Origin of the sequence: Anaerocolumna sedimenticola (assembly GCF_009931695.1) — a bacterium.
Taxonomy (GTDB): Bacteria; Bacillota; Clostridia; order Lachnospirales; family Lachnospiraceae; genus Anaerocolumna; species Anaerocolumna sedimenticola.
On the sequence record NZ_CP048000.1, the window covers coordinates 2181363 to 2203760 of the forward strand.

A 22398-nucleotide genomic window follows, 5' to 3' on the forward strand; every position below is an offset into this window, starting at 1 on the left:
ATTACAATGATTGAAGATATAATTTTATCTTTATGATATTATATACCAATTAAAGCATTTTGTATAACATATATCCCTTTTATGGTATTATAAATTTCATGATCGCCAATTTTAAAACTCTATATAATATGATTCCAGAAAGGATAGTTGATGCAGATATTTTTCAAAGGAATAAAGAAAAGGCCCTATGCATTTGGTGGGCGCACAGGGCAAATTTTGGGATGTTATACTGGGGAAATATAACATCTAAATAATAGCAGAATGTATTTTTATTTGCAATGTGAATATTTACCAGGTGTTATCAAGTTGCAATCAAAGTCGCAGTTCCTGTTGGTGCAGGAGCGGTTATTAACATTTTGACACTTTAGTACAAAAATAAGTCACTGTAGTGGAAGAACTATTTTTGGGTGTATCTATTTCTTAATTGCAGGCTATCAATACAGTAACATCATCAGTTTTTGGATAGGCAGTATCACACGGTAGCTGCCTTTACCATGCAGTAACTTTATTATCGATAACCCCCAAATATACCCCACAGCATCAAAAAAGCACTCATTTCTGAGTGCTAAAATTTTTAATAATCGCCGTAACCCTTGATTTATCTATCTTTTTAACTAAGCTGCCAACGGGAATCGAACCCGTGACCTCCACCTTACCAAGGTGACGCTCTACCGACTGAGCCATGGCAGCACAAACATATGGGTGAATTAAACGAACGATAATAGAATTACCATATGAAGATTAAACAATACATTTATCAACAATGAAAAATAGTATTTAATACAATTCTTTTAAAACTTTGTTTAATTTCAGTTTAATTCTCTGCAGGGCATTATCAATTGACTTTGGCTCTTTTTTTAACTTGTCCGCTATCTGTAAATAAGAGAAGTCAAATAAATATAAATCTAAAACATCTTTTTCAAATTGACTTAAATGCCTTACGAGTTCATATTCTAACATATTAGTACTCTCTTTGTCAATAACTAATTCTTCCGGATTTGAAATTTTATTTTCATACATCAAATCCACTAAGGATTCTTTTTCCTCAAAGTCAGTATTTTCATTGTATGCAGGGGTATATAGAGACACATAAGTATTAAGAGGCAGATTTTTTTTACGGTTGGATGCCTTAATAGCACTGTATATTTGTCTGGAGATGCAAAGATCGGCGAAATTATGAAAAGAATTATCCTTGCCCGGATTATAATCTCTTATGGCTTTATATAGACCGATCATGCCTTCCTGTATTAAATCATCTTTATCACCGCCGATTAAGTAGAGAGCTTTTGCTTTTTTTCTCACCAGATTCTTATAACGGTTTAACATATAATCCATAGCATCCGAGTCGTTGCTGCGAATTAATTCAATAATATCCTCATCAGATAAAGCATCCATTTTTTCCTCAAGCATTGTATCCCACCTTCTATAATTATTTCAGCATGAATATTAACTTTTTAATTACACCTATTTGAAGAGTCATTATACCGTAACCGCCGAGTATACCGGTAATCAAACGGCGGTGATTGGTAGATGATTTGATTTTACAGGCTTGGATAACCCAATCTGTTATCATACATATACAACTGAAAATGGAAAAGACACTGTGAAAACCAAATATTATATAACCGGGGACTGCCAGGAGGTACCCGATTAGCACACCGGTGCATCTTGCACAAATAGGCATCTGATAACCTTTATAAAAGAAACTGCGCTCCGGCATCTGATGGCATCCGGTTCGTTCTCCCAGAGCCATACACTTACACCATAATTGATAACTTTTCTGTGATTGAATGGAATGGTCTGTCTTATTCATAAATTACTTATACCCTGAATTTCCGGCCGCAATGGTTACATATCCAGAATGCTTTTTTGGAAGTATGGCTTTCGCCCATGCCGCATAAGCCGCATAACCATCCGATAGGGCCAAGAATTAAATAACCGCAGCAGCCTTTAAAAAAACCGAACCCTTTTTGGCGGGATTCCACCTCTTCGATAATATGACAATTATCAGAACCACACGAAGGACATCTCATGTTAACACCTTTCTCTTTATAAGAAATTTTCTGCAGGAATACATCGATTAACTACAGTAATCTCTTGTATTATTAAGATATAAATACTATTATATACAGTTTAACATAGGAAACTTTGATTTTCAATAAAGTCACCATTTTATTTTTGAATTCGAAAGGAATAAGTTATAAGTGATTCATATTTTACCATTTTTTATTAATTTAATTAATGAAAACACAAATTTAGATATATATTCATCTAAAATTTAATAAAAATTAAATTTATATTGATTTAATACAGAAATAATGTACAATTATAGTATGAATTTTTAATAAATTTACATAAAAGCCGATAAAGTATTATAAAATAGAAAAATGAGTAATTAAAAAATTAATAAAAATTATTAAATTATTTATGGGAAATTTACACATATACAGGAGAATATGATATGGGGATTAAAGTTAAAGATTTGGCTCATATTTTAAATTTATCATCATCGACAGTATCTTTAGTATTAAATAATAAACCTGGCATTAGTGAAGAAACAAGGGCACGTGTTTTTCAAGCGATTAAAGATTTAGGGTTCGAAGAACTATATGCATCAGAAATAGCGGATAAGAAAAGTTACCTTTTTATGATATATCAGAAAAGTGTAATAGAACCAGGCGGTGATTCCTGTCTATCATCCGGGTTTTCAGAAATTATGGAAGGGGTCCAAAGCCAGATGAAAGCCAGAGGGTTTAATTTGATGATATCTTATATCAATGAAGAATCCATCTTTGCGGAACTGAATAAGGTAAGAAAAGAAAATCTGGAAGGAATTTTGATTCTTGCTACGGATATGTCGGAAAAGCAGATTACTTTTCTGGAGGAGATAAAAATACCGGTTGTTATGATTGATAACTATATGGAACATAAAAAATTTAGCTGTATTACCGTTAATAACGAAAAAGGTGTTTATGAAGCTGTGAAGTACCTGAAAGATATGGGACATAAGAGAATCGGATACTTACATATTAACAACCGCACCATGAATTTTTCAGAACGGTTTTATGGATATTTGAGAGCAATGGAGCTATGCGGGTTATACATAGATCGTGAGGACATTTTTAAGGTAACTGCTTATGGTGAAGAATGGGCTTATCAGGAACTTAAAAATATGTTGAAAAACAGGGAACTGCCAACTGCATTTTTTGCAGATAATGATATTCTGGCAGTATGTGCAATAAGGGTACTGCGGGAATTGGGTTATAAAATACCGGAGGACATCTCAATAGTGGGCTTTGAAAATACGGCACTATCTGAATTAACAGATCCGCCGCTTACCACCATTCACATACCTCAGAATTTAATTGGTATCATTGCTGCTAATACGGTTATAGACACTGGGAAAGAACTGAAAGGCTTGTTAAAAATTGAAGTTGGAACAAGTTTAATTATTCGTAATAGTGTTAAACGATTAAATTTACTTCACGATTAAAGGAGTACTGATTGAATGGATTTATTGAAAAAGTTGAAAATAAAGGACCAGATATTGTTGGCGATGATTATAGGATCGCTGTTATCCAGTGCCGTACTGGGTGTGGCAATCTTTAATATCTCAAAAATTACGATAGAAAATAATTATAAGAATTCTCATACTTATAATCTTCAGGTGTCCAGTAATATTATTGACATCCAGTTAAAAAGCATAATTGAATTGGGAAGAAGTGTTTTAAACAACGACTCCTTTAAAAAAGCCCTGACCGGTGAAGAAAATAATAAAAACGGCAGATATTTTTCCAGCATAAACAGCCTGACGATCAGCCGGACGGTCAGCGAGATTGCTTCCCATGATGTTTTAATAGATGGCATCACAATAATCAATGAAAATGGGAATTTACTCTTTTTCTCGAAGAGAAGTATTCCCAGCGGTTATTATAAATATTATTATTCCAAAGATAATTTCCTGGAAAATGCTTGGATTCAAAAAGCCAGAGAAGCAAAAGGAAAAGAAGTTTTTTACGGCTATAATGTATTAATCCCGGACCAGGAAGGAGATACCATTTCTTATGTGAAAAATCTTATCAATCCCAGAAACGGAAGTTCCATGGGTTTTATGGTTGTAAATATAAGAAAAAAATTATTGGACAAGGCTTTTGGCACATTAAATGAAGGGTATTCCACAAACCGGTACATGATTATTGATGAGAACAGTATTTATCCCAGTGTGTATTTTAACGGGGACCAGTCAGCTAAAAACATCATTCTGGAAGACTATTTAAAGAAAAATACAAGAGGAAAATATTTATTCAGCAGTTACTTAAATGATTCCACAGGCTGGATGGCCGTAAACGTTATTGAAAAAGAAGAGTTAAAACGTGACAGTGCTTATATTGGGGAAGTTATTCTTGTAGTGGTATTTATGTTAATTTTATTAAGTATTTATATATCCAGAATCATATCCAACCAAATCAGCAAACCTTTAAATGTTCTGGAAAGAACCATCGAAGCAGTTGGAGAGGGCCACAGGCATATTGAAGATGAATTTGATAATAGTGAAATTGGTATAATCGGCAATAAATTTAAGGAAATGGTTAACAATAACCTGGAATTAAGGGAACGGCTGTTAAATGCCCAGATAAATGAAAGGGAAGCGGAACTATTACTGCTTCAGGCTCAGATAAATCCCCACTTTTTATATAATACACTGGATTCCCTGTATTTTATGGCGATCATAAAACACGATGATGACATTGCCAAGATGGTACTTGCCCTTTCCAATACCTTTAAGCTGAGTCTGAATAAGGGGGATAAATTTATCTCGGTGCGGGATGAAGTAAGCAGGATAAAAGAATATATGACAATTCAGAATATGCGTTACAATGACAGATTTGAATTGATTCTTGATATTGAGGAAATAAGGGACTATAAAATCATTAATTTTATTCTGCAGCCATTTGTTGAAAATGCCATGTATCATGGTTTGGAAGCGAAAATCGGCAAAGGTTTCATAAAAATTGAAGGAAGACATGAGGAGGGTAATCTGTACTTTAAGATAATAGATAATGGTGTGGGTATGGAAGACCTTTCGGTACTTGATAATGGGTATGGCGTTAAAAATGTAAAAGAACGTATTAAATTATTTTATGGAGACGAATACGGAGTCTCTTTTACCAGTGAACCAAATGTTGGTACAACCGTATCAATTGTGATACGGGCCAGGAATTAGGGGGTAAGACATGTATAAACTAGTGGTAATTGATGATGAATTTATTGTTGTAGAAGGCATCAAAGCTATGATAGCCAGAATGAAGCTTGGGTTTGAAGTTGCTGGTTTTGCCTATGATGGGATTAAGGCGTTGGAAGTGGTTCGGGAAACCAAACCGGACATCGTCATAACAGATATCCGGATTCCAGGTTTGGATGGGCTCTCATTAATTGAAGAAGCAAAAGAATTTCTGCCTAATACCGCATTTATTGTTATCAGCGGCTATACGGAATTTGAATATGCCAGAAGAGCTTTGACCTTGGGAGTAAAGGGATATATTGATAAGCCGATCACCATGGAAAAGATAACGGGGATTTTAGCTTCCATAGAAAAAGAATTTGAGGGCCAAAAGCAGGCTATAAAGGAAGAACAGGAAAAACAAACCTTAAAACAGGCGTTAAATAAACATATGGACCAGTTAATCCATGGAATTATTAAAGAAAGTGCAGATATTGTGAAAGAAGAGGCTGAAAATGTTCTCGGTGATCTGCAAAATCAGAATAATAACATGGATGAATACAAAAATGAATGCTATAAATTTCTCTGTGTATCTTTAGGAGTATTTTTGGAGCAAAAAAAGCAATATGAGCGGGAAACCTTGATATCTTATAAAGATATAGAAGAATTGGCATCTTTTGAGGAAATTAACAGATATGTAAGGGATATTATTTTAAGAATTACAGAAAGGTTGGAAGTTAGTAAATCGGGAAGCGGCCACAGGATCATAAATCAATTACTGGATTATATTAAGCAGCACTATAATAAAGATATCGGATTGAATGAGCTGGCCGACATGGTTAATATGAATCCGGCTTATTTAAGTGTATTATTTAAAGATGAAGTAGGTATGTCTTATATAAAATATTTAACAAAGCAACGCCTTGACCATGCCAAAGAATTATTATTGGATGGTCATAAAGTTATGGAAGTCAGTGAACTGGTTGGATACAATGACTATCACTATTTCTGTAATATTTTTAAAAAGAATTTCGGGCAAAAACCCAATGAATTCAAAGGATGTATAAGAAAAAAGTAATTTACTCGAAAAGTTTTCCGGGAGGATGTTGTGAGTAAAAGTTAGTTATTACTGGCGAGGCGGCATTCGGAATATAAAACGGTCTAGCCCTCGTTAGCAGGAATTCAGGAATTTGATAAGGGCTTGACCGATTCACTGAAAATCTAAAAAAATTATACATTTTACAAAAAATGATGGACTAACAAAAGTTATATAGCTGTGATATTGTATATGTATAGAAAATATTCCGGAAGATTCTATAACAAATAACCAAAAAATATGAAGAAGGATTTTAAGACACAGGGGTCCAAATATGAAGAAACGCTTATTATCAATATTTTTAATTGTGGCTATGGTTGCAGTTATGATTACTGGATGTGGTAAAAAAACAGAGACATCCACAAATGAAACAAACACGAATACTGGAACAGATACCGCAGCTGCAGATACTTCGGCGGAAACTGCCGGCACAACAGACAGCGGTGATAAACAGGTAGCTAAAAAAATCAAAATTTTATCTATCTGGGCAGAGGATAAAGATAATGGTAAATTAATTACCGATTTAACAAAAAAATATATAGCGGAAGTAAATCCGAACTTTGAATATGAATTTGAATTAGTTTCAGCTGATAATTTAAAGCAAAAAATCTCAACTTTAGTTGCTTCTGATGATTTGCCTGACGTATTTGTTTATGAATCAGGTAAACCAATCGTAGAACTTATTGAAGCAGGTAAATTATTAGATGTCGGTAAAGCTCTTGAAGATTTAGGTGTAGCCGATATGTTAGACGAAGGTGCCGTATCCTTACTTAAAACATTATCCGGTACGGATGAATTATATGACTTACCACTTGGTATGAATGTAGAAGGTTTCTGGTATAACAAAGCACTTTTTGAACAAGCAGGCGTAGAAGTTCCTGCTACCTGGGAGGATTTCGAAGCTGCATGTGCAAAATTACAGGCAGCAGGTATCCAGCCTTTAACAGCGGGTGGTGCTGATAAATGGCCGCTTACCCGTTTAATCAATGCTTATGTTATGAGAAGCATGGGAGTTGATGCAATGCAAAAAGCAGCAAATGGGGAAGCTAAATACACAGATCCCGGTTATGTTGCAGCAGCTCAGAAACTTCAGGATTTAGCAGCAAAAGGATATTTTGGTGAGGGTGTAACTACCGTTGATCAGAATACGGCAGGTAATATGTTATTATCCGGCGAAGCAGCAATGTTCTATAACGGAAGCTGGTTTACGGAAGCTCTTACAGCTGATACAAATCCTGCAGGTGCAGATGGAATTGGTTTCTTTAATATCCCGGTTGTAGATGAAACGAAGGGTACAATTACGGAATACTCTATGAACTGTGGTAATATCCTTGCATTAGATAAGGCTAAATACGATGAAGGTACTGCAGGCTGGTTAAAATACATGGTTGAAAATCTTGGTAATGAAGCCATGACACAATTCGGTGCAGTAAAAGGTTATAAATATGATGTAACCGGTGAACTCAGCACATATTCACAAATCGTAGCTGATGAATTAGGAAAAGTTACAAAAGCAAGTACCTGGTTTGAAGCAGCTATGAACAGTGAAACTTCAACAGTAGCACAGGATAATGTCCAGACATTAGTAAACGGAGACAGTTCAGCACAGGATTATATGCAATCCATTCAGGATGCATATGACGGAAGCCAGTATTAATATTAGTCACAAAAACGGAGCAATAGATAAATAAAATGGCTATTGCTCCCATTTTTAAAATGAGCCAAACGGGAAGAAAATCATTCCGAGTTTAAGCAGAAAAGTGGGTAGATAAATGAAAAAAGTATTAGGTAACAAAAAAGCAATTATGTTATTTGTCGTACCGGCGCTGATTTTATATACCGTAATCGTAATTTTACCGGTATTATGGTCAGTATATTATTCCCTGTATGAGGGCACCCCGGGTCTTAAATGGCATTTTGCAGGATTAAAAAATTATGCCAGATTATTTAAGGATAAGAATTTCATTGACGCATTGGTAGTAAATTTAAAATATATAGCAATTGTTATGATAGGACAGGTTGGTTTAGGTTTAGCTTTGGCTTTATTCTTCCGGTTCTGGTTAAAGAATTTTAAAAATGTGGTTCGTACCCTGGTGTTTTTCCCGGTTGTACTTCCTACCGTAGCCGTTGGTCAGTTATTTGTAAAAATATATGAAATTCAACCAAATTACGGTTTATTAAATAGTATCTTGTCTAATATTGGACTTCAGAAATGGGTACAGCCCTGGATTGGTCAGGCCTCCACCGCGCTTGGAGCTTTAAGTGCCATGGATATCTGGGTTGCCATGGGATTTTATTCCGTAATTTTCTACGGAGCACTTCTTGATATTCCTGGCGAAATCATTGAAGCCGCTAAAATTGACGGATGTAACGCAATAAACATGTTTAAGCGTATATTAGCACCATTACTGCGGCCCATTATTCTTACCTGCCTGGTTTTCAGCTTTACCGGTACGGTAAAAATGTTCGAATCTGCATTGGCACTTACCAAAGGCGGCCCGGGTAATGCTACAAGATCTTTATCCATGTATATGTATAATGTTTCCTTTACCTATAGTAAAGTCGGTTATGGAAGTGTAATTGCAGTATTTATATTCTTATTATGTATTATGGGTTCCGGAATCATAAACAGATTTGATAAGAAAGACTAAGAAAACATGGAATTAGTTAAAACATAAGTTTTATAACTATGTATTATTGGAAGAATTTAATCTATGATTGAATATCCGGGAAAGAGGTTTAAATGAAAAAAGGTAAGATAAATATCAAATCCATATTGATTTCTTTATTTACACTGGTTCTTGTAATAATTGAAGTCTACCCCATCTTTTGGATGCTTACTGCTTCTTTAAAGCAGCCTGCAGAATTCGTAAGCAAACCTGCATATGCATTAAATGATGGTTTTTATATTAAAAACTATATAGATGCCTGGACCAGGGGTAATATGGCGGTTTTCTTTAAGAACAGTTTGATTAACACTCTTGTAGCGTTATTATTTATAGTTATATTTTCAGTAACGGTAGGATTTGCCGTAACAAAAATGGATTGGAAATATAAAGATCAAGTTGCAAAATATTTTGGAATGGGTATTATGGTTCCGGTTGCTACGGCCCTGATTCCGCTGTTTCAGATTTATAATAAAATGCATTTAATTAATACCAGAAGCAGCTTAATTATCGCCTACGTAGCTTTTGGATTGTCACTCTCCATATATCTGGTTACCGGTTTCTTAAGGTCATTGCCGGATGAAATATTGGAGGCAGCAGTTGTTGATGGCTGCGGTATTTATAAATTAATGTGGACCATCGTAGTTCCTTTAATGAAAAATGCCATAGTTACCGTATTAGTGCTTCAGTTTTTCTTTAAATGGAATGACTTAATCTTTTCCATGACTTTTATTAATGATACTAAATTAAAAACAATACAAACCGGTTTGTTATATTTCCAGGATGAATTCGGAGCGAAGAACTGGGGAGCGATTTTTGCCTCCGTATCCATGAGTGTTATACCTATGCTGATTGTTTATATGATTTTAAATAAAGCAGTTATTGAGGGTATGACAGCGGGTGCTGTGAAAGGCTGATACTTTAGCTTATAGTTTAATCTGGTTAAGGGAAAATATTAGAAAAGGTAAGCCACACTTCTTCCTTTAACCATTTGCGGGTGGTAGTAAACCATTCGTATAGGATGTGGCTGCATAGGTATAGTTATGAAAGAATATCAAGAAAATATCAGAAAATTTATCAATGATACTATTCCCATGGTATTAAAACATCCGGTAAGCTTTATTAAATACCCGTTCATCGATCCGGGGTCGGTTTATGACGGTAACGTATGGGATTGGGATACATACTGGTCTGTATATGGATTGCTGAATTTAATGGACAACGAATCCGACCCATGCCTGAGGGAGAAAATAATTGAACATGCAAAGGGAAATATTTATAACTTTTTAGATCATCAGCTGGAAGACGGTTATATTCCTATGATGATAGAAGTTGGAAAATGGAAAGAACCTTACTTGAATATGAAACACAAAGAAGGGGTTCTTATGAATATGCATAAACCGTTTCTTTGCAACCAGATCTGCTTAATCAGTGATTATATCAAAGATTATGGCTGGATAAAGAAAAGTATAAGTAAATTGGAAAAATATTTTGAATGTTATTATAAGAATTATTTCTTTACAAACTGCGGACTTTTTGTATGGTGTGATGACATTATGATCGGTATGGATAATGACCCGGCTTCCTTTGGCAGACCCAAGTTCTCCACTGCCAACATATTCTTAAACAGTTTTATGGTAACGGAATTAAAAGCTATGGCAAAGATATTAAAGTCCCAAGGTGCTGAGAAATGTAAAGTACTTGAATATCAAAAGAAAGCAGAAGAACTTGTGAAAGCGATTCAGGAGGAATGCTGGGATAAAAGAGATCAGTTTTTTTATTCCGTGGATGTGGATATTAAAACCAGAAAATTTGACTGGTTCCATGAGGGATTGGGGTATTCTGGAAAACCCTTCCTATTAAAATACGTGTCTGGTCCGGATTTCTTCCCATGTGGGCAGGATTTGCAACAAAAGAGCAGGCAGAGGTTTTAGTAAAACATATATTTGATGAAGCTACTTTTAATAGTGAATACGGAGTTGCAACTCTTGCTAAAGACGAGAAAATGTTTGATCTATCCGTAACCAACAATCCCTCCAATTGGTTAGGACCTATTTGGCTGGTAGCAAATTATATTGTTTTCAGAGGATTATTAAATTACGGCTATGAAAAAGAAGCGAGATTACTTTGCGATAGAACTCTTACTCTTCTGGGAAAGGATTTAGAAAAAACAGGAAGCCTTCATGAATACTATAATCCTTATACGGGAGAGCCAATCATGAACAGCGGATTTATAAATTGGAATATACTTGTCCTTAATATGATAGATGAATTAAATGGAAAAAGGCCGATGAAAGAGACAATTGAAAAATAATCATATAAAAATTAAGGGCTGCATGTTATAGGAAGCAGCCCGATTTTGTGGCAGGAATATTAAGTAAAGATAATTGCGAAATGAGATCATTGAAATTATATGGTATATTCAGAAAATTATATCGTTTCGCAATAATGTTTTATTTGAAAAGGAAGTGAAAATAATGGAGCAAGTAATTAAAAAAGAAGTTGAAAAATGGGGTGTATTTGAAATTTCTCTAAAAGGGAATTCTGAAGGAAACCCATTTACAGATTATAACATCGGTGGAACTTTTACAAACGATAATGAAACGAAAACAGTTGACGGCTTTTATGACGGAGACAGTACTTATATCGTAAGATTTATGCCGTCTTTTGAGGGGAATACAAGTTTACCATTAAAGGAACTTTTTCTAAGGAAATATATCGGGGAAGTTTTACCGTGACTCCTCCTGAGGCAGAAAACCACGGACCGGTTCGCGTTGCCGCCAAGTACCATTTTACCTACGAGGACGGAACTCCTTATTATTCTATCGGCACTACCTGTTATGCATGGACTCATCAGCCACTCCCTATGCAGGAACAAACCCTGGAAACCTTAAAGGCAAGCCCTTTTAATAAAATCCGGTTCTGCATTTTCCCGAAACATTACGATTATAACCTGTATGAACCATTAACTTATCCCTATGAGGGAACACCGTGTGATATCTCTGAATTATCCAAAGATAATTTCATGGAGTATAAACCGGATAACAATGGAAATAAATGGGATTTTAAAAGGTTTAACCCTGAACATTTCCAGATTATAGAGAACAGAATAAAAGATTTGATGAAACTTGGAATCGAAGCGGATCTAATCTTGATGCATCCTTATGACAGGTGGGGATTTTCAGAAATGGAGACGGAAAGTAGTGCTTTGTATATAAAATATGTTGTGGCGCGGTTTTCCGCTTACCGTAATGTATGGTGGTCCCTGGCAAATGAGTACGATCTGTGTGAGAAAAAGAGCATAAAAGACTGGGAGGATTATGCCCATATTATATGTGAAAAAGATCCTTATCACAGACTACGTTCCATTCATAACTGTAAAGCTATTTATGATTTTACAAGGCCCTGGGTAACCCACTGCAGTATACAAAGGACGGAAATCTATCTTTCTGCTGTTAATACCAAAGCCTGGAGAGAGCAATACGGCAAACCGGTGGTGTTAGATGAAGTAGGATACGAAGGAGATATTAATTATTCCTGGGGTAATCTTACCGCCGAAGAGCTGGTAAGGCAATTCTGGACAGCCACAGTGCGAGGCGGTTACTGCGGCCATGGGGAAACCTACATGAATTCAAATGATAAATTATGGTGGTCTCACGGTGGAGTTCTTTACGGAGAAGCTGCCTCAAGACTTAAATTCCTCCATGATATCCTGTGCCAGGTGCCGGGTCTTGGTCTGGAACCCGCAGATATTAAAAAATGGGAGGAAAATAGTGCTACGGCAGCACATCCCGGATTCCGGAATAAATATTATTTATTCTATACCGGACATACCCGTCCCAGCTTTAAAGAATTTGAATTTGAACCAGGTAAGAGCTACAAGGTAGAAGTAATCGACACCTGGAATATGACTATAGAGGATAGAGGAGTTTATGCCGGAAAGTTCCGTATCTTTCTCCCAAGCCGTGAATATATGGCACTTCGTATTCAGGAGATATCGGTTTAGGTATTGTATGAACTATTACATATGATTCCGTAAAGCGGTGTTATATTGGGAAGAGTGAAAGAAAATTTGGAAAAGAAGGATGCCACATGTGTATTCTTTCACTCATTTATATAAGTGGCAATATCGCAGACAGCCTGTGATATGCGATGGGTTTAAATATGATAAAAGAATTTCAAAATCCCTCCAATCAATTCCGGCCCATTCCTTTCTGGTCCTGGAATGACAAATTGGAAAAGGAAGAGCTGCAATATCAGATAGAGGAAATGAAAAAAGCCGGTTTGGGCGGATATTTTATGCATGCCAGATCCGGTTTAAAAGTGGAGTATTTAAGTGAAGAATGGTTTGAGTGTATTAAGACCGGTATAGATAAAGGAAAAGAAGTTGGGCTTGATGTATGGGTCTATGATGAAGAGGGATGGCCTAGCGGTTTTGCCGGAGGTATCGTTCCCGCCCTTTCCTCTGATTATCACGCAAAGTTTATGACAATGGAAAGTCATAATACTACCGAAACCATAGAAAAAGAAGCTATGATTGCCCTGTATCTCTATGATACCAAGTATAATTCCTATAAAAGAATGGATTTAAATGAGAATTATATCTGCCAGGCGGGAGAAGAATTATTAGCTATCCGAAGACATACCAATCCCTATTATATCGATACCATGAATAAAAGGGCAGTGGAGGCTTTCTTAAAATGTACTCATGATGTATATTACGAAAGATTCGGTGAAGATTTTGGCAGTTACATCAAAGGTTTTTTTACCGATGAACCCAGACTTACCTGTAATAATTTCGGTGATCTTGCCTGGTCCGATGACATGAACAGCGAATTTATTAAAAAATATGGTTATGATATACGGGATCATATTCCGGCATTATACAAGAAATTTACGAATTATGAAAAATACCGTTATGACTTCTGGGAATTAGTCAGCGAAATGTTTGTACAGAATTATATGAAAACAATATACGACTGGTGTGAGGAGCACAGGTGTAAAGCAACAGGGCATATTATGATGGAAGAGAGCATTTTCAGCCAGATGACCAGTACCGCCGGAGTTATGCCGTTTTATGAATATCTTCATGTACCCGGAATCGACTGGTTAAGAAGAACCATATCTTCCCCTGTCATCGGCAAACAGGTTGGCTCCGTAGCCTGCCAGCTTGGAAAGAAACAGGTTTTGACCGAATCCTTTGCTTTATGTGGATGGAATGTATCTTTTGAAGAATTAAAGTGGATAGCAGAGTGGCAGTTTGTAAATGGAGTAAATCAGATCTGCCAGCATTTGCAGGCGTATACCATAAAAGGTTCCCGTAAGAGGGATTATCCGCCGTCTTTATTCATACAGCAGACCTGGTGGAAAGAATATAAGCAGTTTAATGACTATCTGGCAAGGTTATGTGTTGCCTTATCGGAAGGAAACCAGACTGCGGATGTTGTATTGTTACATCCTATGCGCAGCGGTTACATTGCATTTGACGGTACCAGAACCGAAGAAATCATAGCACTGGATAACGCTTTTACCCAAGTTTCTGAAATTTTATCGGGAAATCATATCAGTTATCATTATGGTGATGAAACCATAATGAAAAGGCATGGAAAAGTGGAGAAAGACCGCTTTGTTATTGGAGATACCTCCTACCGGACCGTCATTTTACCCCATATGTACGCCATTGATGCCAACACGGTAAAATTACTTCTTACCTTTATAAAAAACGGAGGAACCGTATTCAGTCTGGGTGCTTTCCCAACCTTTACCAATGGTAAACCGGAAGAATTGGTTTTATTAGAGGCTAAAATAAGAAAAGCTTCCATAGATAATATCCGTGATCTGATGATACAGGAAAACCTGGTGACTCTCAGTATTACGGAAAAGGAAAAGGAAGTACAAAGTATAACCTACCAACAGCGTGAAACGGAAAACGGAACCTTACTGTTTATGGTAAATCATAACCAGGCGGATTCGTATCACACGAATATTACGGTATTCGGGAAAAACGCCAAAGTAACAAGGTTAATTGCAGAATCCGGTGAAACGGAAGAAGTTACGCATCATACCATAGATGGAAATACCTGCTTTTCCCTTACGTTCCAGCCGATGCAGTCCTATCTTATCACTCTTACGGAGGATACGAAAGACCTGGAAAATGAACTGGAATATATTAAAGAAGAAAAGGACGTCCAATTAGTGAATTTAGGCAGTTTTTGGGACGTAGACCGGATGGATTTAAACTCCATGACCTTAGACTGTTGTACTTACCGCATAGACGGCGGGGAATTAAACGGACCGGTTCCGGTAATTAAATTGCAGAATATAGTAATGGACTTACAGAGGCCCTGTGATGTGGAATTGTATTTTCATTTTAACTTAAACATGGATTTAAATAAAAATAAAGAGTTTTATGCCGTAGTCGAGGATGCTTCTATTTACTCCATTCAGGTTAACGGAAAGTCCATAGTATATGAAGTTATCGGTTATTGGAAAGACAAGACTTTCAAAAAGATAAACATTAAACCGGCTATTAAAAATGGAAAAAATGAAATAGTATTAAAAACTACTTTTAAGCAGCCGCAGAAAGTTTATGATGTACTTTACGGCAAAAACGTTTATGAGACAGAAAAGAATAAAATAACCTATGATATTGAACTGGAAAGTATCTATTTATTAGGTGATTTTGGCGTAATAAGTGAATCTACTTATAAGCCGCTTGAAAGAAATGCCATGATTACCGACGGGCCTTTTACTATCATAGATCAGCCGGTAAGTTTTGAAACAAATGAATTCACCAAAAGCGGCCTGACTTTCTTTGCGGGCGAATTAGAATTAAGCCAATGGATTTCTATCGCTTTCCAAAAGGGTAAAAGAACCGTGTTAAACTTTCCCAAGCAAAAAGCACCTCTTATCCAAATCTACATAAATGATAAGTTAGTGAAACATTCCTTATGGGCACCTTACAAAGCCGACATTACTGATTACGTTATAGAGGGGAAAAATAAGATTGTATTAAAATTATTTGCTTCCAACCGTAATCTGCTGGGACCACATCACCACATAGACGGAGAGTGCTATAATGTAGGACCGGAAAGTTTTACCGGTAAATGGAGCTGGGTAGAACGTAAGTCGGAAGCGGATGCAACGGAGATATTAGACAGGACCAAAAATTATTGGACGGATTCCTACTGTTTCGTAGAATTTGGCTTTGGCAGGTAATTGCGAAATGTTTTCTGAATGCATTCTGCAATTAATACGAATTCGAAAGCTTCAGTGGCTTTTAGGGCCAGATCCAGCTTTAGAATTGTGTTAATTGCATGGTATATAAATAACAATAATCCTGCTTCGCAATTACTTAATAAAAAAGGAGGAAGCGAAATGGAATACATATTACTGAAAGAGATGATACATAAATATGAAAATCCAAAATATGAGGCTGTACAGATTAAAAAATTACTGGCGAAAGAGATAACAAAGTTTAATAAAAAATTATTGTTTTGGACGATGACCCTACCGGAGTTCAAACGGTTCATGATACTTATGTTTTTACCGATTGGTCCGTGGACAGCATTCGTAAAGGGTTTGAGGCACCAAAACCCGTATTCTATCTTTTAACCAATTCAAGAAGCTTAACAGAAAGCCAGACCATAAAAGTCCATATGGAAATTGCAGATAATATCATGACTGTTTCGGGGGAGACCGGACAGGAATTTCTTATTATCAGCCGTGGAGATTCCACCCTTCGGGGGCATTTCCCTTTAGAAACCCAGGTACTAAAAGACCGGATTGAAGAGAAAACGGGAAAGAAAACAGATGGGGAAATACTATTTCCATTTTTCAAAGAAGGCGGCCGGTTTACCATAGACGACATTCATTATGTTAATTACGAGGGCAAGCTGGTACCGGCAGGTGAAACAGAGTTTGCGAAAGATAAAACCTTTGGATATACGAAATCTGACTTAAGTGAATATGTTGAGGAGAAAACCGGGGGAAATTATAAGGCCGTCTCAGTGGTAAGTATAAGTCTTCAAAGCCTTAGAAACCTGGAAATTGAATATATTGTACAACAGCTTTTAGCGGTAAAAGATTTTAATAAGGTTATCGTAAACGCCCTGGACTATCAGGATGTGGAAGTTTTCTGCATTGCTCTCTACAGAGTGCTGAATATGGGTAAGAATTTTATGTTTCGAACAGCTGCTTCTTTTATAAAAGTAATGGGCGGTTTTACGGAGAAACCGTTTTTAACCGGAAGAGATATGATAAAAAACGAAGTGAAACACGGCGGAATTATCGTTGTAGGATCCCATACGTCAAAAACCACGGAACAGCTGAATGAATTAAGAGGGTTGGAAGCCATAACTTTTATTGAATTCGATTCCGATTTGGTACTTCAGGATAAATTAGAGGAAGAAGTAGACCGCGTTGTACAAAAGGCTGAATTACTGATTAAAGATGGTAAAACCGCAGTTGTTTATACAAAACGTACCTTACTTGTTTTGGAGAATGATACACCTAAGGAAGCACTGCTTCGCTCTGTTAAAATTTCGGAAGCTGTCCAGGCTCTTGTGGGAAGATTATCGGTACAACCAAGTTTTGTAATTGCAAAAGGAGGAATTACTTCCAGCGATATCGGAGTTAAAGCTTTGCTGGTAAAAAAAGCTCTCGTATTAGGACAGGTTAAACCAGGCATCCCGGTCTGGGAAACAGACGCAACCAGTAAATTTCCGGGTATTCCGTATATTATTTTCCCGGGAAATGTAGGCAATAAGGAGACACTGAAAGAAGTGGTACAAACATTGGGAATAGTCTGGCAAAAACATGCTAGCCATTAGAAGAAAGGAGTTTTTATGAAATTATGTACTTTGCATACCACGGATAAATTTATGGAATTAATGTCCGATCCGTTTACCAAACCGTTTTTAAAAGAACATCCTGAGATTGAACAAATGGATATTACGGACAGTTCTCTCATTAAGGAAACCCAGTCAGCAGGATATGCCACACCGGCAGTAGCAAGAAGAATGTACCAATATATGATGTGTGCCGCAGATGCCGGCGCCGATGTTATTCTGGTGACCTGCACTTCCGTCAACACGGTTACGAAAACAATTAGAAATATGATTCCCATTCCGGTTATCAGTATTGAAGAACCGGTGGCTGAAATGGCAGTAAAATCCGGTGGAAAAATCGGCATCCTCTCCTCTCTTGCAACCAGCGCTGAGCCGGTGAAGCAGACCATACTAGAGAAAGCAGCTTTGGCCGGCGTGGAAGCAGAGGTAAAGATCCAGGTGGCGGATGGTGCTTTTGAAGCCTTAATGGATGGTAACCGTGCACTCCATGATGATAAGGTTAGGGAAGCACTGGATAAGTTGGTAAATGAAGTGGATGTGGTTGTATTTGCTCAGATATCCATGGCTTTGGTGGAGCATCCGGAATATAAAATACCGGTGCTGAAATTCGGACGTTTAAGTTATGAAGCTGCAAGAGAAGCTATGTTACAATCAAAATAGATGCAGATAACAGGTTGAGAAATGAATTTGTTAACTGTTAAACGAGTATCATAACGAAAATTTGATATTCAGGAAAGAGGTTTATTATGAGAAAAGTTATTATTTCTTTAGCACCTATTCCGGGACCTGCTGCACCGGTTCATATAGAAGCGATTGCAGAGGATGTAGCAAAGAGTATCGATGCAGGTGCGGGAATGTGCCATATACATTGTAAGGACATGGAGGGTGTACTTACACCGGATATCGCAGTTATTACAGAATTGTTTGAATCCATTACCCGTAAAAGGGATGTGGTAGTCCAAGCCTCTACCGGCGGCATTTCCAATATGACTATTAAGGAGAGATGTAATCCTTTAAATTATCGTAAGGTAGAAAGCGCATCCTTAAACGGGGGTACCACGAATTTAGGGGAAGCAGTTTATATCAATTCCTTTGATGATATCCGCTACCTCGCCAAGGTGTGTTATGAAAAAAATATATTGCCTGAGATTGAAGTATTTGATATCGGAATGATAAATAACGTCAATCTGGTGAGACAGGGAACTCCGTTCCATGATCCTGTACTTTTTAATCTGGTATTTGGGCATATGGGAGGAATGCAGCCCACAATAGAAGCGCTGACTGCTTTTCGTTCCTTTGTACCTCAGGATTGTTTATGGGGGGTTACTCATTTTGGCAGGGATAATTGGACATTTCTTGCAGCAGCGATTGCCATGGGAGCAACAGTGGTAAGGATTGGTTTTGAAGACAGTCCTTATCTGGATGAGAATACCGATGCAGAATATAATTATCAGGTAGTGGAGAAACTGGTACATCTGATACGGGTTATGGGCTTAGAACCTGCTACTCCAAAAGAAACCAGAGATATATTGCGTATTGCACCCATAGAATCATTATCCTAAAGCACCCGCTTCAACTATGAGCAGTACCCCCGGCCAGGCCGCAGTTAAATAAAATTGGACACAAAATTGAATCTAGATTCACCGTATTCATCAGTTATTATTTGAGAGCCTTTTGATACTCGAATCCTATTAGATAAAGATATAGGTAATTGGGAAACTATATAGTTTTTTGAATATACCATACAAATTGATACTTGTTTCATAGCTTCAGTTGCCCTCTGGGACAGATTTGGCTCTGAAATTATATTAATTGCATGGTGTATAGATATAATAGTGAAGTTTCGCAATTACTTAAGATAAAGATAGAAAAGGAGAGAAAATAAATTATGCCGATCAATAAGAATAAAAATGTTCCGGATACCCTTGATTTAGCTGGGAGAGCGGGAATCGCCTTAAATGCAATGATAGGTGTTGCCGATGAGGATAAAGGATATATTCCGTTTTTCAGCGGATTCTTCGCATCTGATCCTGCATGGATGAGCCATGGTAACTGGGATTATGGTTCCAGCCATGGACGTTTGGTAGATTCCATGACCCTGGTCAGAGCTATGACAGGGACAGAAGAAGGAAGAGAAATCGAAAATCATTATAAGGAAAACCTGCTTTCTTTCTTTCGTAAAGATGGCTTAAGTTATCGTTATAATAATTTTTCTGAAGAATTTGTGAAGTCATGTGATGCTGAATTTGAAGACAGTGCTTCCATGATCGACCAGAGAGCCGTATTGCTAGGGCTTACAACCTGGTTCATCGATACGGAAGAAGAAGCTATAAAACATCGTGCGGACCAGCATGTTGCGGCATTAAAGAGAATAGCACGAAAAGAAAGAACCTCCTGGTATTACCCTGCGTCGGAGTATACGGAACACGGGTGGCCATCCTTTGATGCCGTGGTTACCAGACTCTGCCCGGACCCTTGCGCTATGTGGGGAAGACAGGTAAATCCCTTAATTCGTTATCACCAGATAACAGGAAATCAGGATGCGCTGGAATTATGCGAAAACTTTGTATCCAATATCGTTTACAGAAGCGGTGCATTTGGCGAAGACGGTAGTTGGAATGCAGGGCTTGGATACCGTAACGGACATTTTCATACCCGTATGGGAACCATTGCTTCTTTAGCCAGATATGCGGAATTTACTCATGATGCATTTTTAATGAACTGGGTAAAACGCTGTTACGACTGGGGGCTGTCAAAATGCACGTCATTTGGCTGGACACCCGGTGATTTAGAGGATCAGGGATACGAACATGAAACCTGTACTTTAGTAGACGCAATCGGTACAGCCATTACCCTGGCGAAAAACGGATATCCGGAATATTGGGGCAAGGCAGAGAGATTTTTACGTAATCAGCTTACCGAAGCCCAGCTCCTTGATACAAGCTGGATTAAGCAGTCTGACACGAAAGAGAATGATATTTTACAGGAAAAAACTTATTACAAAGTGGCAGACAGATTAAGGGGTGCTTTTGCCGGTTATTCCGCACCAAATGATTTTGTTTACAGCGGGTTAAAAGGCCGTGGCCATATTATGGATGTTCAGGTTTGCTGTGTTGCTTCCGGTGCCAGAGGACTTTATAACGGCTGGAATAATATCGTTACGGAAGAAAGAGGCAGAGTAAGTGTGAATATGCTTCTAAATAAAGCCTCCAAATGGGTGGATGTATACAGTTATCTTCCTCATGAAGGTAAAGTTGAACTTACAGCCAAAACAGATATGAAAGAATTATGTATAAGAATTCCGGAGTATGTGCCTTACGGAGCAGTTACCGTAAAGAGAAGTACAGGCGGCGAAGAAAAGAGTATAAATGCCAGACAACTCCCATGGGTTAAAAACTGCTTCATAAAACTTCAAGATGTAAGACAGGATGAAGAAATTGAGGTGCAGTTCCCGGTTATTATGAGAAAGACAATCGAAACAGCTGTGGATGATGTATATGAAACGAATTGGGCAGGAGATAATGTAATCAGCATATCGCCAAGCGGAGTATATTATCCTCTTTATAAAGATATTAAACTTCTGGATAAAGTACCAAAAAGAAAAGTCCCTCTCTATATGGGAAGTACAAAGGATTTTGATTAGTATTACCGGGGTTGCCCTTAGATAAGGAATATGGGCTATTGCAAGATATTTTATAATTTTGCAATAGCCTTTTATATTAGAACAATTAAATCAATTTTAAGGCAGATTTGATTTTAGTTTAACTGATTTACCATATTTACATATTACCCTGAGACTCCCTGTTGGTTTTGGAATAAACACAACCGCAGTAATCCTGACGGTAAAGCTGATATTCTCTGGAAAGTTCAATGGAACGTTTATAACCGTTTTTTTTCTTAAAATCAGCAATCAGGTAAGGGGTATCATATTTCTGAGCCAATTTCTCGCCAATCTCATTCAATTTGGCCGCATTTTTATGAGGACTGATGGAAAGGGTAGTGGTGAAATAATCATAAGCCTTATTTTTGGCCAGTTTGGCTGTTTCTGTGAGGCGAAGTTCATAACAACGAAAACACCGTTCACTGCCTTCCGGGGATGTTTCTAAATCTTTTGCTATTTTATAGAAACGTTCAGGTTCGTAGTTGCCCTGAAGAAAATCAATAGGATTTTTAACCGGTAATTCGCGGATCAGGCGCTGTTGTTCTTCAATACGCCTTTGATACTCTTCTTCAAATGATATATTTGGATTATAATAATATATGGTAATATGAAAGAACTGGGACAAATATTCCAATACATAACTGCTGCAGGGAGCACAGCAGCTGTGTAATAACAGCCTGGGGGTTTTATTATCTTTAACCAGTTCAGAAATAAGCTTATCCAATTCTTTTTGATAATTTCTCTGTATATCCATAACGGACCTCCATGTTGGTTGTATAAAAACAGGTAACTATATAAATATAATTTTTTCAAGTAATTTTTCAAATATTTTATAAAATTAAAAATTTTACTTGATTTTTGTCTCAGAATATTATATTATATATCTACTGTGAAAATCAACAGAT

The 22398-nt window shown here is 37.1% G+C and carries 18 protein-coding genes, 1 tRNA gene and 1 pseudogene; 15 read left to right on the forward strand and 5 right to left on the reverse strand.

Features of this window, described 5'->3' with window-relative positions:
* Nucleotides 1-617: 617 nt before the first annotated feature.
* From Ana3638_RS09650 to Ana3638_RS09665, 4 genes are all read right to left on the reverse strand, one after another.
* Nucleotides 618-690 (reverse strand) — tRNA-Thr (locus tag Ana3638_RS09650).
* 87 nt (nt 691-777) lie between these two features.
* Nucleotides 778-1410 carry an RNA polymerase sporulation sigma factor SigH gene (gene sigH, locus Ana3638_RS09655; RefSeq protein ID WP_161837834.1) on the reverse strand — a complete coding sequence of 211 codons (633 nt, stop codon included), beginning with the start codon at nt 1408-1410 and terminating at the stop codon, nt 778-780.
* A 19-nt stretch (nt 1411-1429) separates the two neighbouring features.
* The gene (locus Ana3638_RS09660) at nt 1430-1813 is read right to left on the reverse strand and encodes a DUF2085 domain-containing protein (RefSeq protein ID WP_246240948.1); all 384 of its coding nucleotides are present in this window, start codon (nt 1811-1813) and stop codon (nt 1430-1432) included.
* Between the two features lie 7 nt (nt 1814-1820).
* Nucleotides 1821-2033: a hypothetical protein gene (locus Ana3638_RS09665; RefSeq protein ID WP_161837835.1), complete on the reverse strand. Its 213-nt coding sequence runs from the start codon at nt 2031-2033 to the stop codon at nt 1821-1823.
* 428 nt (nt 2034-2461) lie between these two features.
* Here Ana3638_RS09665 and Ana3638_RS09670 point away from each other — a divergent pair, with 428 nt between their 5' ends.
* The 15 genes and pseudogenes from Ana3638_RS09670 to Ana3638_RS09730 all read left to right on the forward strand — a co-directional run bounded on the left by Ana3638_RS09670 (nt 2462) and on the right by Ana3638_RS09730 (nt 21475).
* A complete protein-coding gene (locus tag Ana3638_RS09670; protein ID WP_161837836.1) occupies nt 2462-3493 on the forward strand; it encodes a LacI family DNA-binding transcriptional regulator in 1032 nt (343 codons plus the stop codon).
* 15 nt (nt 3494-3508) lie between these two features.
* Nucleotides 3509-5224, forward strand: coding sequence for a sensor histidine kinase (locus tag Ana3638_RS09675; protein ID WP_161837837.1), 1716 nt, complete (start codon nt 3509-3511; stop codon nt 5222-5224).
* 10 nt (nt 5225-5234) lie between these two features.
* Nucleotides 5235-6299, forward strand: coding sequence for a response regulator transcription factor (locus tag Ana3638_RS09680; protein ID WP_161837838.1), 1065 nt, complete (start codon nt 5235-5237; stop codon nt 6297-6299).
* A 292-nt stretch (nt 6300-6591) separates the two neighbouring features.
* Nucleotides 6592-7974 carry an extracellular solute-binding protein gene (locus Ana3638_RS09685; RefSeq protein ID WP_161837839.1) on the forward strand — a complete coding sequence of 461 codons (1383 nt, stop codon included), beginning with the start codon at nt 6592-6594 and terminating at the stop codon, nt 7972-7974.
* A 115-nt stretch (nt 7975-8089) separates the two neighbouring features.
* Nucleotides 8090-8968 carry a carbohydrate ABC transporter permease gene (locus Ana3638_RS09690; RefSeq protein ID WP_161837840.1) on the forward strand — a complete coding sequence of 293 codons (879 nt, stop codon included), beginning with the start codon at nt 8090-8092 and terminating at the stop codon, nt 8966-8968.
* A 92-nt stretch (nt 8969-9060) separates the two neighbouring features.
* On the forward strand, nt 9061-9900 hold the full coding sequence (locus tag Ana3638_RS09695) for a carbohydrate ABC transporter permease (RefSeq protein WP_161837841.1): 840 nt from the start codon (nt 9061-9063) through the stop codon (nt 9898-9900).
* Between the two features lie 126 nt (nt 9901-10026).
* Nucleotides 10027-10917 carry an MGH1-like glycoside hydrolase domain-containing protein gene (locus Ana3638_RS09700; protein WP_246240951.1) on the forward strand — a complete coding sequence of 297 codons (891 nt, stop codon included), beginning with the start codon at nt 10027-10029 and terminating at the stop codon, nt 10915-10917.
* Nucleotides 10875-11297, forward strand: a complete 423-nt coding sequence (locus Ana3638_RS25065; protein ID WP_246240953.1) for an MGH1-like glycoside hydrolase domain-containing protein — start codon at nt 10875-10877, stop codon at nt 11295-11297. Before Ana3638_RS09700 ends, Ana3638_RS25065 begins: the two co-directional genes overlap by 43 nt.
* A gap of 163 nt (nt 11298-11460) precedes the next feature.
* Nucleotides 11461-11721, forward strand: a complete 261-nt coding sequence (locus Ana3638_RS26200) for a DUF5060 domain-containing protein (RefSeq protein WP_330587962.1) — start codon at nt 11461-11463, stop codon at nt 11719-11721.
* Entirely contained in the window at nt 11718-12989 is a 1272-nt protein-coding gene (locus Ana3638_RS09705) for a DUF5605 domain-containing protein (protein ID WP_330587963.1), read from the forward strand. Before Ana3638_RS26200 ends, Ana3638_RS09705 begins: the two co-directional genes overlap by 4 nt.
* Nucleotides 12990-13147: 158 nt before the next feature.
* Entirely contained in the window at nt 13148-16201 is a 3054-nt protein-coding gene (locus tag Ana3638_RS09710; RefSeq protein ID WP_161837842.1) for a glycosyl hydrolase, read from the forward strand.
* Between the two features lie 159 nt (nt 16202-16360).
* A pseudogene (locus Ana3638_RS09715) lies at nt 16361-17814 on the forward strand (four-carbon acid sugar kinase family protein).
* A 15-nt stretch (nt 17815-17829) separates the two neighbouring features.
* Nucleotides 17830-18492, forward strand: a complete 663-nt coding sequence (locus Ana3638_RS09720) for an aspartate/glutamate racemase family protein (protein ID WP_161837843.1) — start codon at nt 17830-17832, stop codon at nt 18490-18492.
* Nucleotides 18493-18578: 86 nt separating this feature from the next.
* The gene (locus tag Ana3638_RS09725) at nt 18579-19394 is read left to right on the forward strand and encodes a BKACE family enzyme (protein WP_161837844.1); all 816 of its coding nucleotides are present in this window, start codon (nt 18579-18581) and stop codon (nt 19392-19394) included.
* A gap of 326 nt (nt 19395-19720) precedes the next feature.
* Nucleotides 19721-21475 (forward strand): hypothetical protein, encoded by a 1755-nt coding sequence (locus Ana3638_RS09730; protein WP_161837845.1) that lies wholly within the window; start codon nt 19721-19723, stop codon nt 21473-21475.
* A 136-nt stretch (nt 21476-21611) separates the two neighbouring features.
* Here Ana3638_RS09730 and Ana3638_RS09735 read toward each other — a convergent pair whose 3' ends face one another.
* Nucleotides 21612-22247 carry an epoxyqueuosine reductase QueH gene (locus tag Ana3638_RS09735; RefSeq protein ID WP_161837846.1) on the reverse strand — a complete coding sequence of 212 codons (636 nt, stop codon included), beginning with the start codon at nt 22245-22247 and terminating at the stop codon, nt 21612-21614.
* Nucleotides 22248-22398: the final 151 nt, after the last annotated feature.

Bases quoted from the DNA above. Each gene is read 5' to 3' on its own strand.
- sigH (WP_161837834.1), bottom strand. From the start codon at position 1,410: ATGCTTGAGGAAAAAATGGATGCTTTATCTGATGAGGATATTATTGAA.
- Ana3638_RS09660 (WP_246240948.1), bottom strand. From the start codon at position 1,813: ATGAATAAGACAGACCATTCCATTCAATCACAGAAAAGTTATCAATTA.
- Ana3638_RS09665 (WP_161837835.1), bottom strand. From the start codon at position 2,033: ATGAGATGTCCTTCGTGTGGTTCTGATAATTGTCATATTATCGAAGAG.
- Ana3638_RS09670 (WP_161837836.1), top strand. From the start codon at position 2,462: ATGGGGATTAAAGTTAAAGATTTGGCTCATATTTTAAATTTATCATCA.
- Ana3638_RS09675 (WP_161837837.1), top strand. From the start codon at position 3,509: ATGGATTTATTGAAAAAGTTGAAAATAAAGGACCAGATATTGTTGGCG.
- Ana3638_RS09680 (WP_161837838.1), top strand. From the start codon at position 5,235: ATGTATAAACTAGTGGTAATTGATGATGAATTTATTGTTGTAGAAGGC.
- Ana3638_RS09685 (WP_161837839.1), top strand. From the start codon at position 6,592: ATGAAGAAACGCTTATTATCAATATTTTTAATTGTGGCTATGGTTGCA.
- Ana3638_RS09690 (WP_161837840.1), top strand. From the start codon at position 8,090: ATGAAAAAAGTATTAGGTAACAAAAAAGCAATTATGTTATTTGTCGTA.
- Ana3638_RS09695 (WP_161837841.1), top strand. From the start codon at position 9,061: ATGAAAAAAGGTAAGATAAATATCAAATCCATATTGATTTCTTTATTT.
- Ana3638_RS09700 (WP_246240951.1), top strand. From the start codon at position 10,027: ATGAAAGAATATCAAGAAAATATCAGAAAATTTATCAATGATACTATT.
- Ana3638_RS25065 (WP_246240953.1), top strand. From the start codon at position 10,875: ATGTGGGCAGGATTTGCAACAAAAGAGCAGGCAGAGGTTTTAGTAAAA.
- Ana3638_RS26200 (WP_330587962.1), top strand. From the start codon at position 11,461: ATGGAGCAAGTAATTAAAAAAGAAGTTGAAAAATGGGGTGTATTTGAA.
- Ana3638_RS09710 (WP_161837842.1), top strand. From the start codon at position 13,148: ATGATAAAAGAATTTCAAAATCCCTCCAATCAATTCCGGCCCATTCCT.
- Ana3638_RS09720 (WP_161837843.1), top strand. From the start codon at position 17,830: ATGAAATTATGTACTTTGCATACCACGGATAAATTTATGGAATTAATG.
- Ana3638_RS09725 (WP_161837844.1), top strand. From the start codon at position 18,579: ATGAGAAAAGTTATTATTTCTTTAGCACCTATTCCGGGACCTGCTGCA.
- Ana3638_RS09730 (WP_161837845.1), top strand. From the start codon at position 19,721: ATGCCGATCAATAAGAATAAAAATGTTCCGGATACCCTTGATTTAGCT.
- Ana3638_RS09735 (WP_161837846.1), bottom strand. From the start codon at position 22,247: ATGGATATACAGAGAAATTATCAAAAAGAATTGGATAAGCTTATTTCT.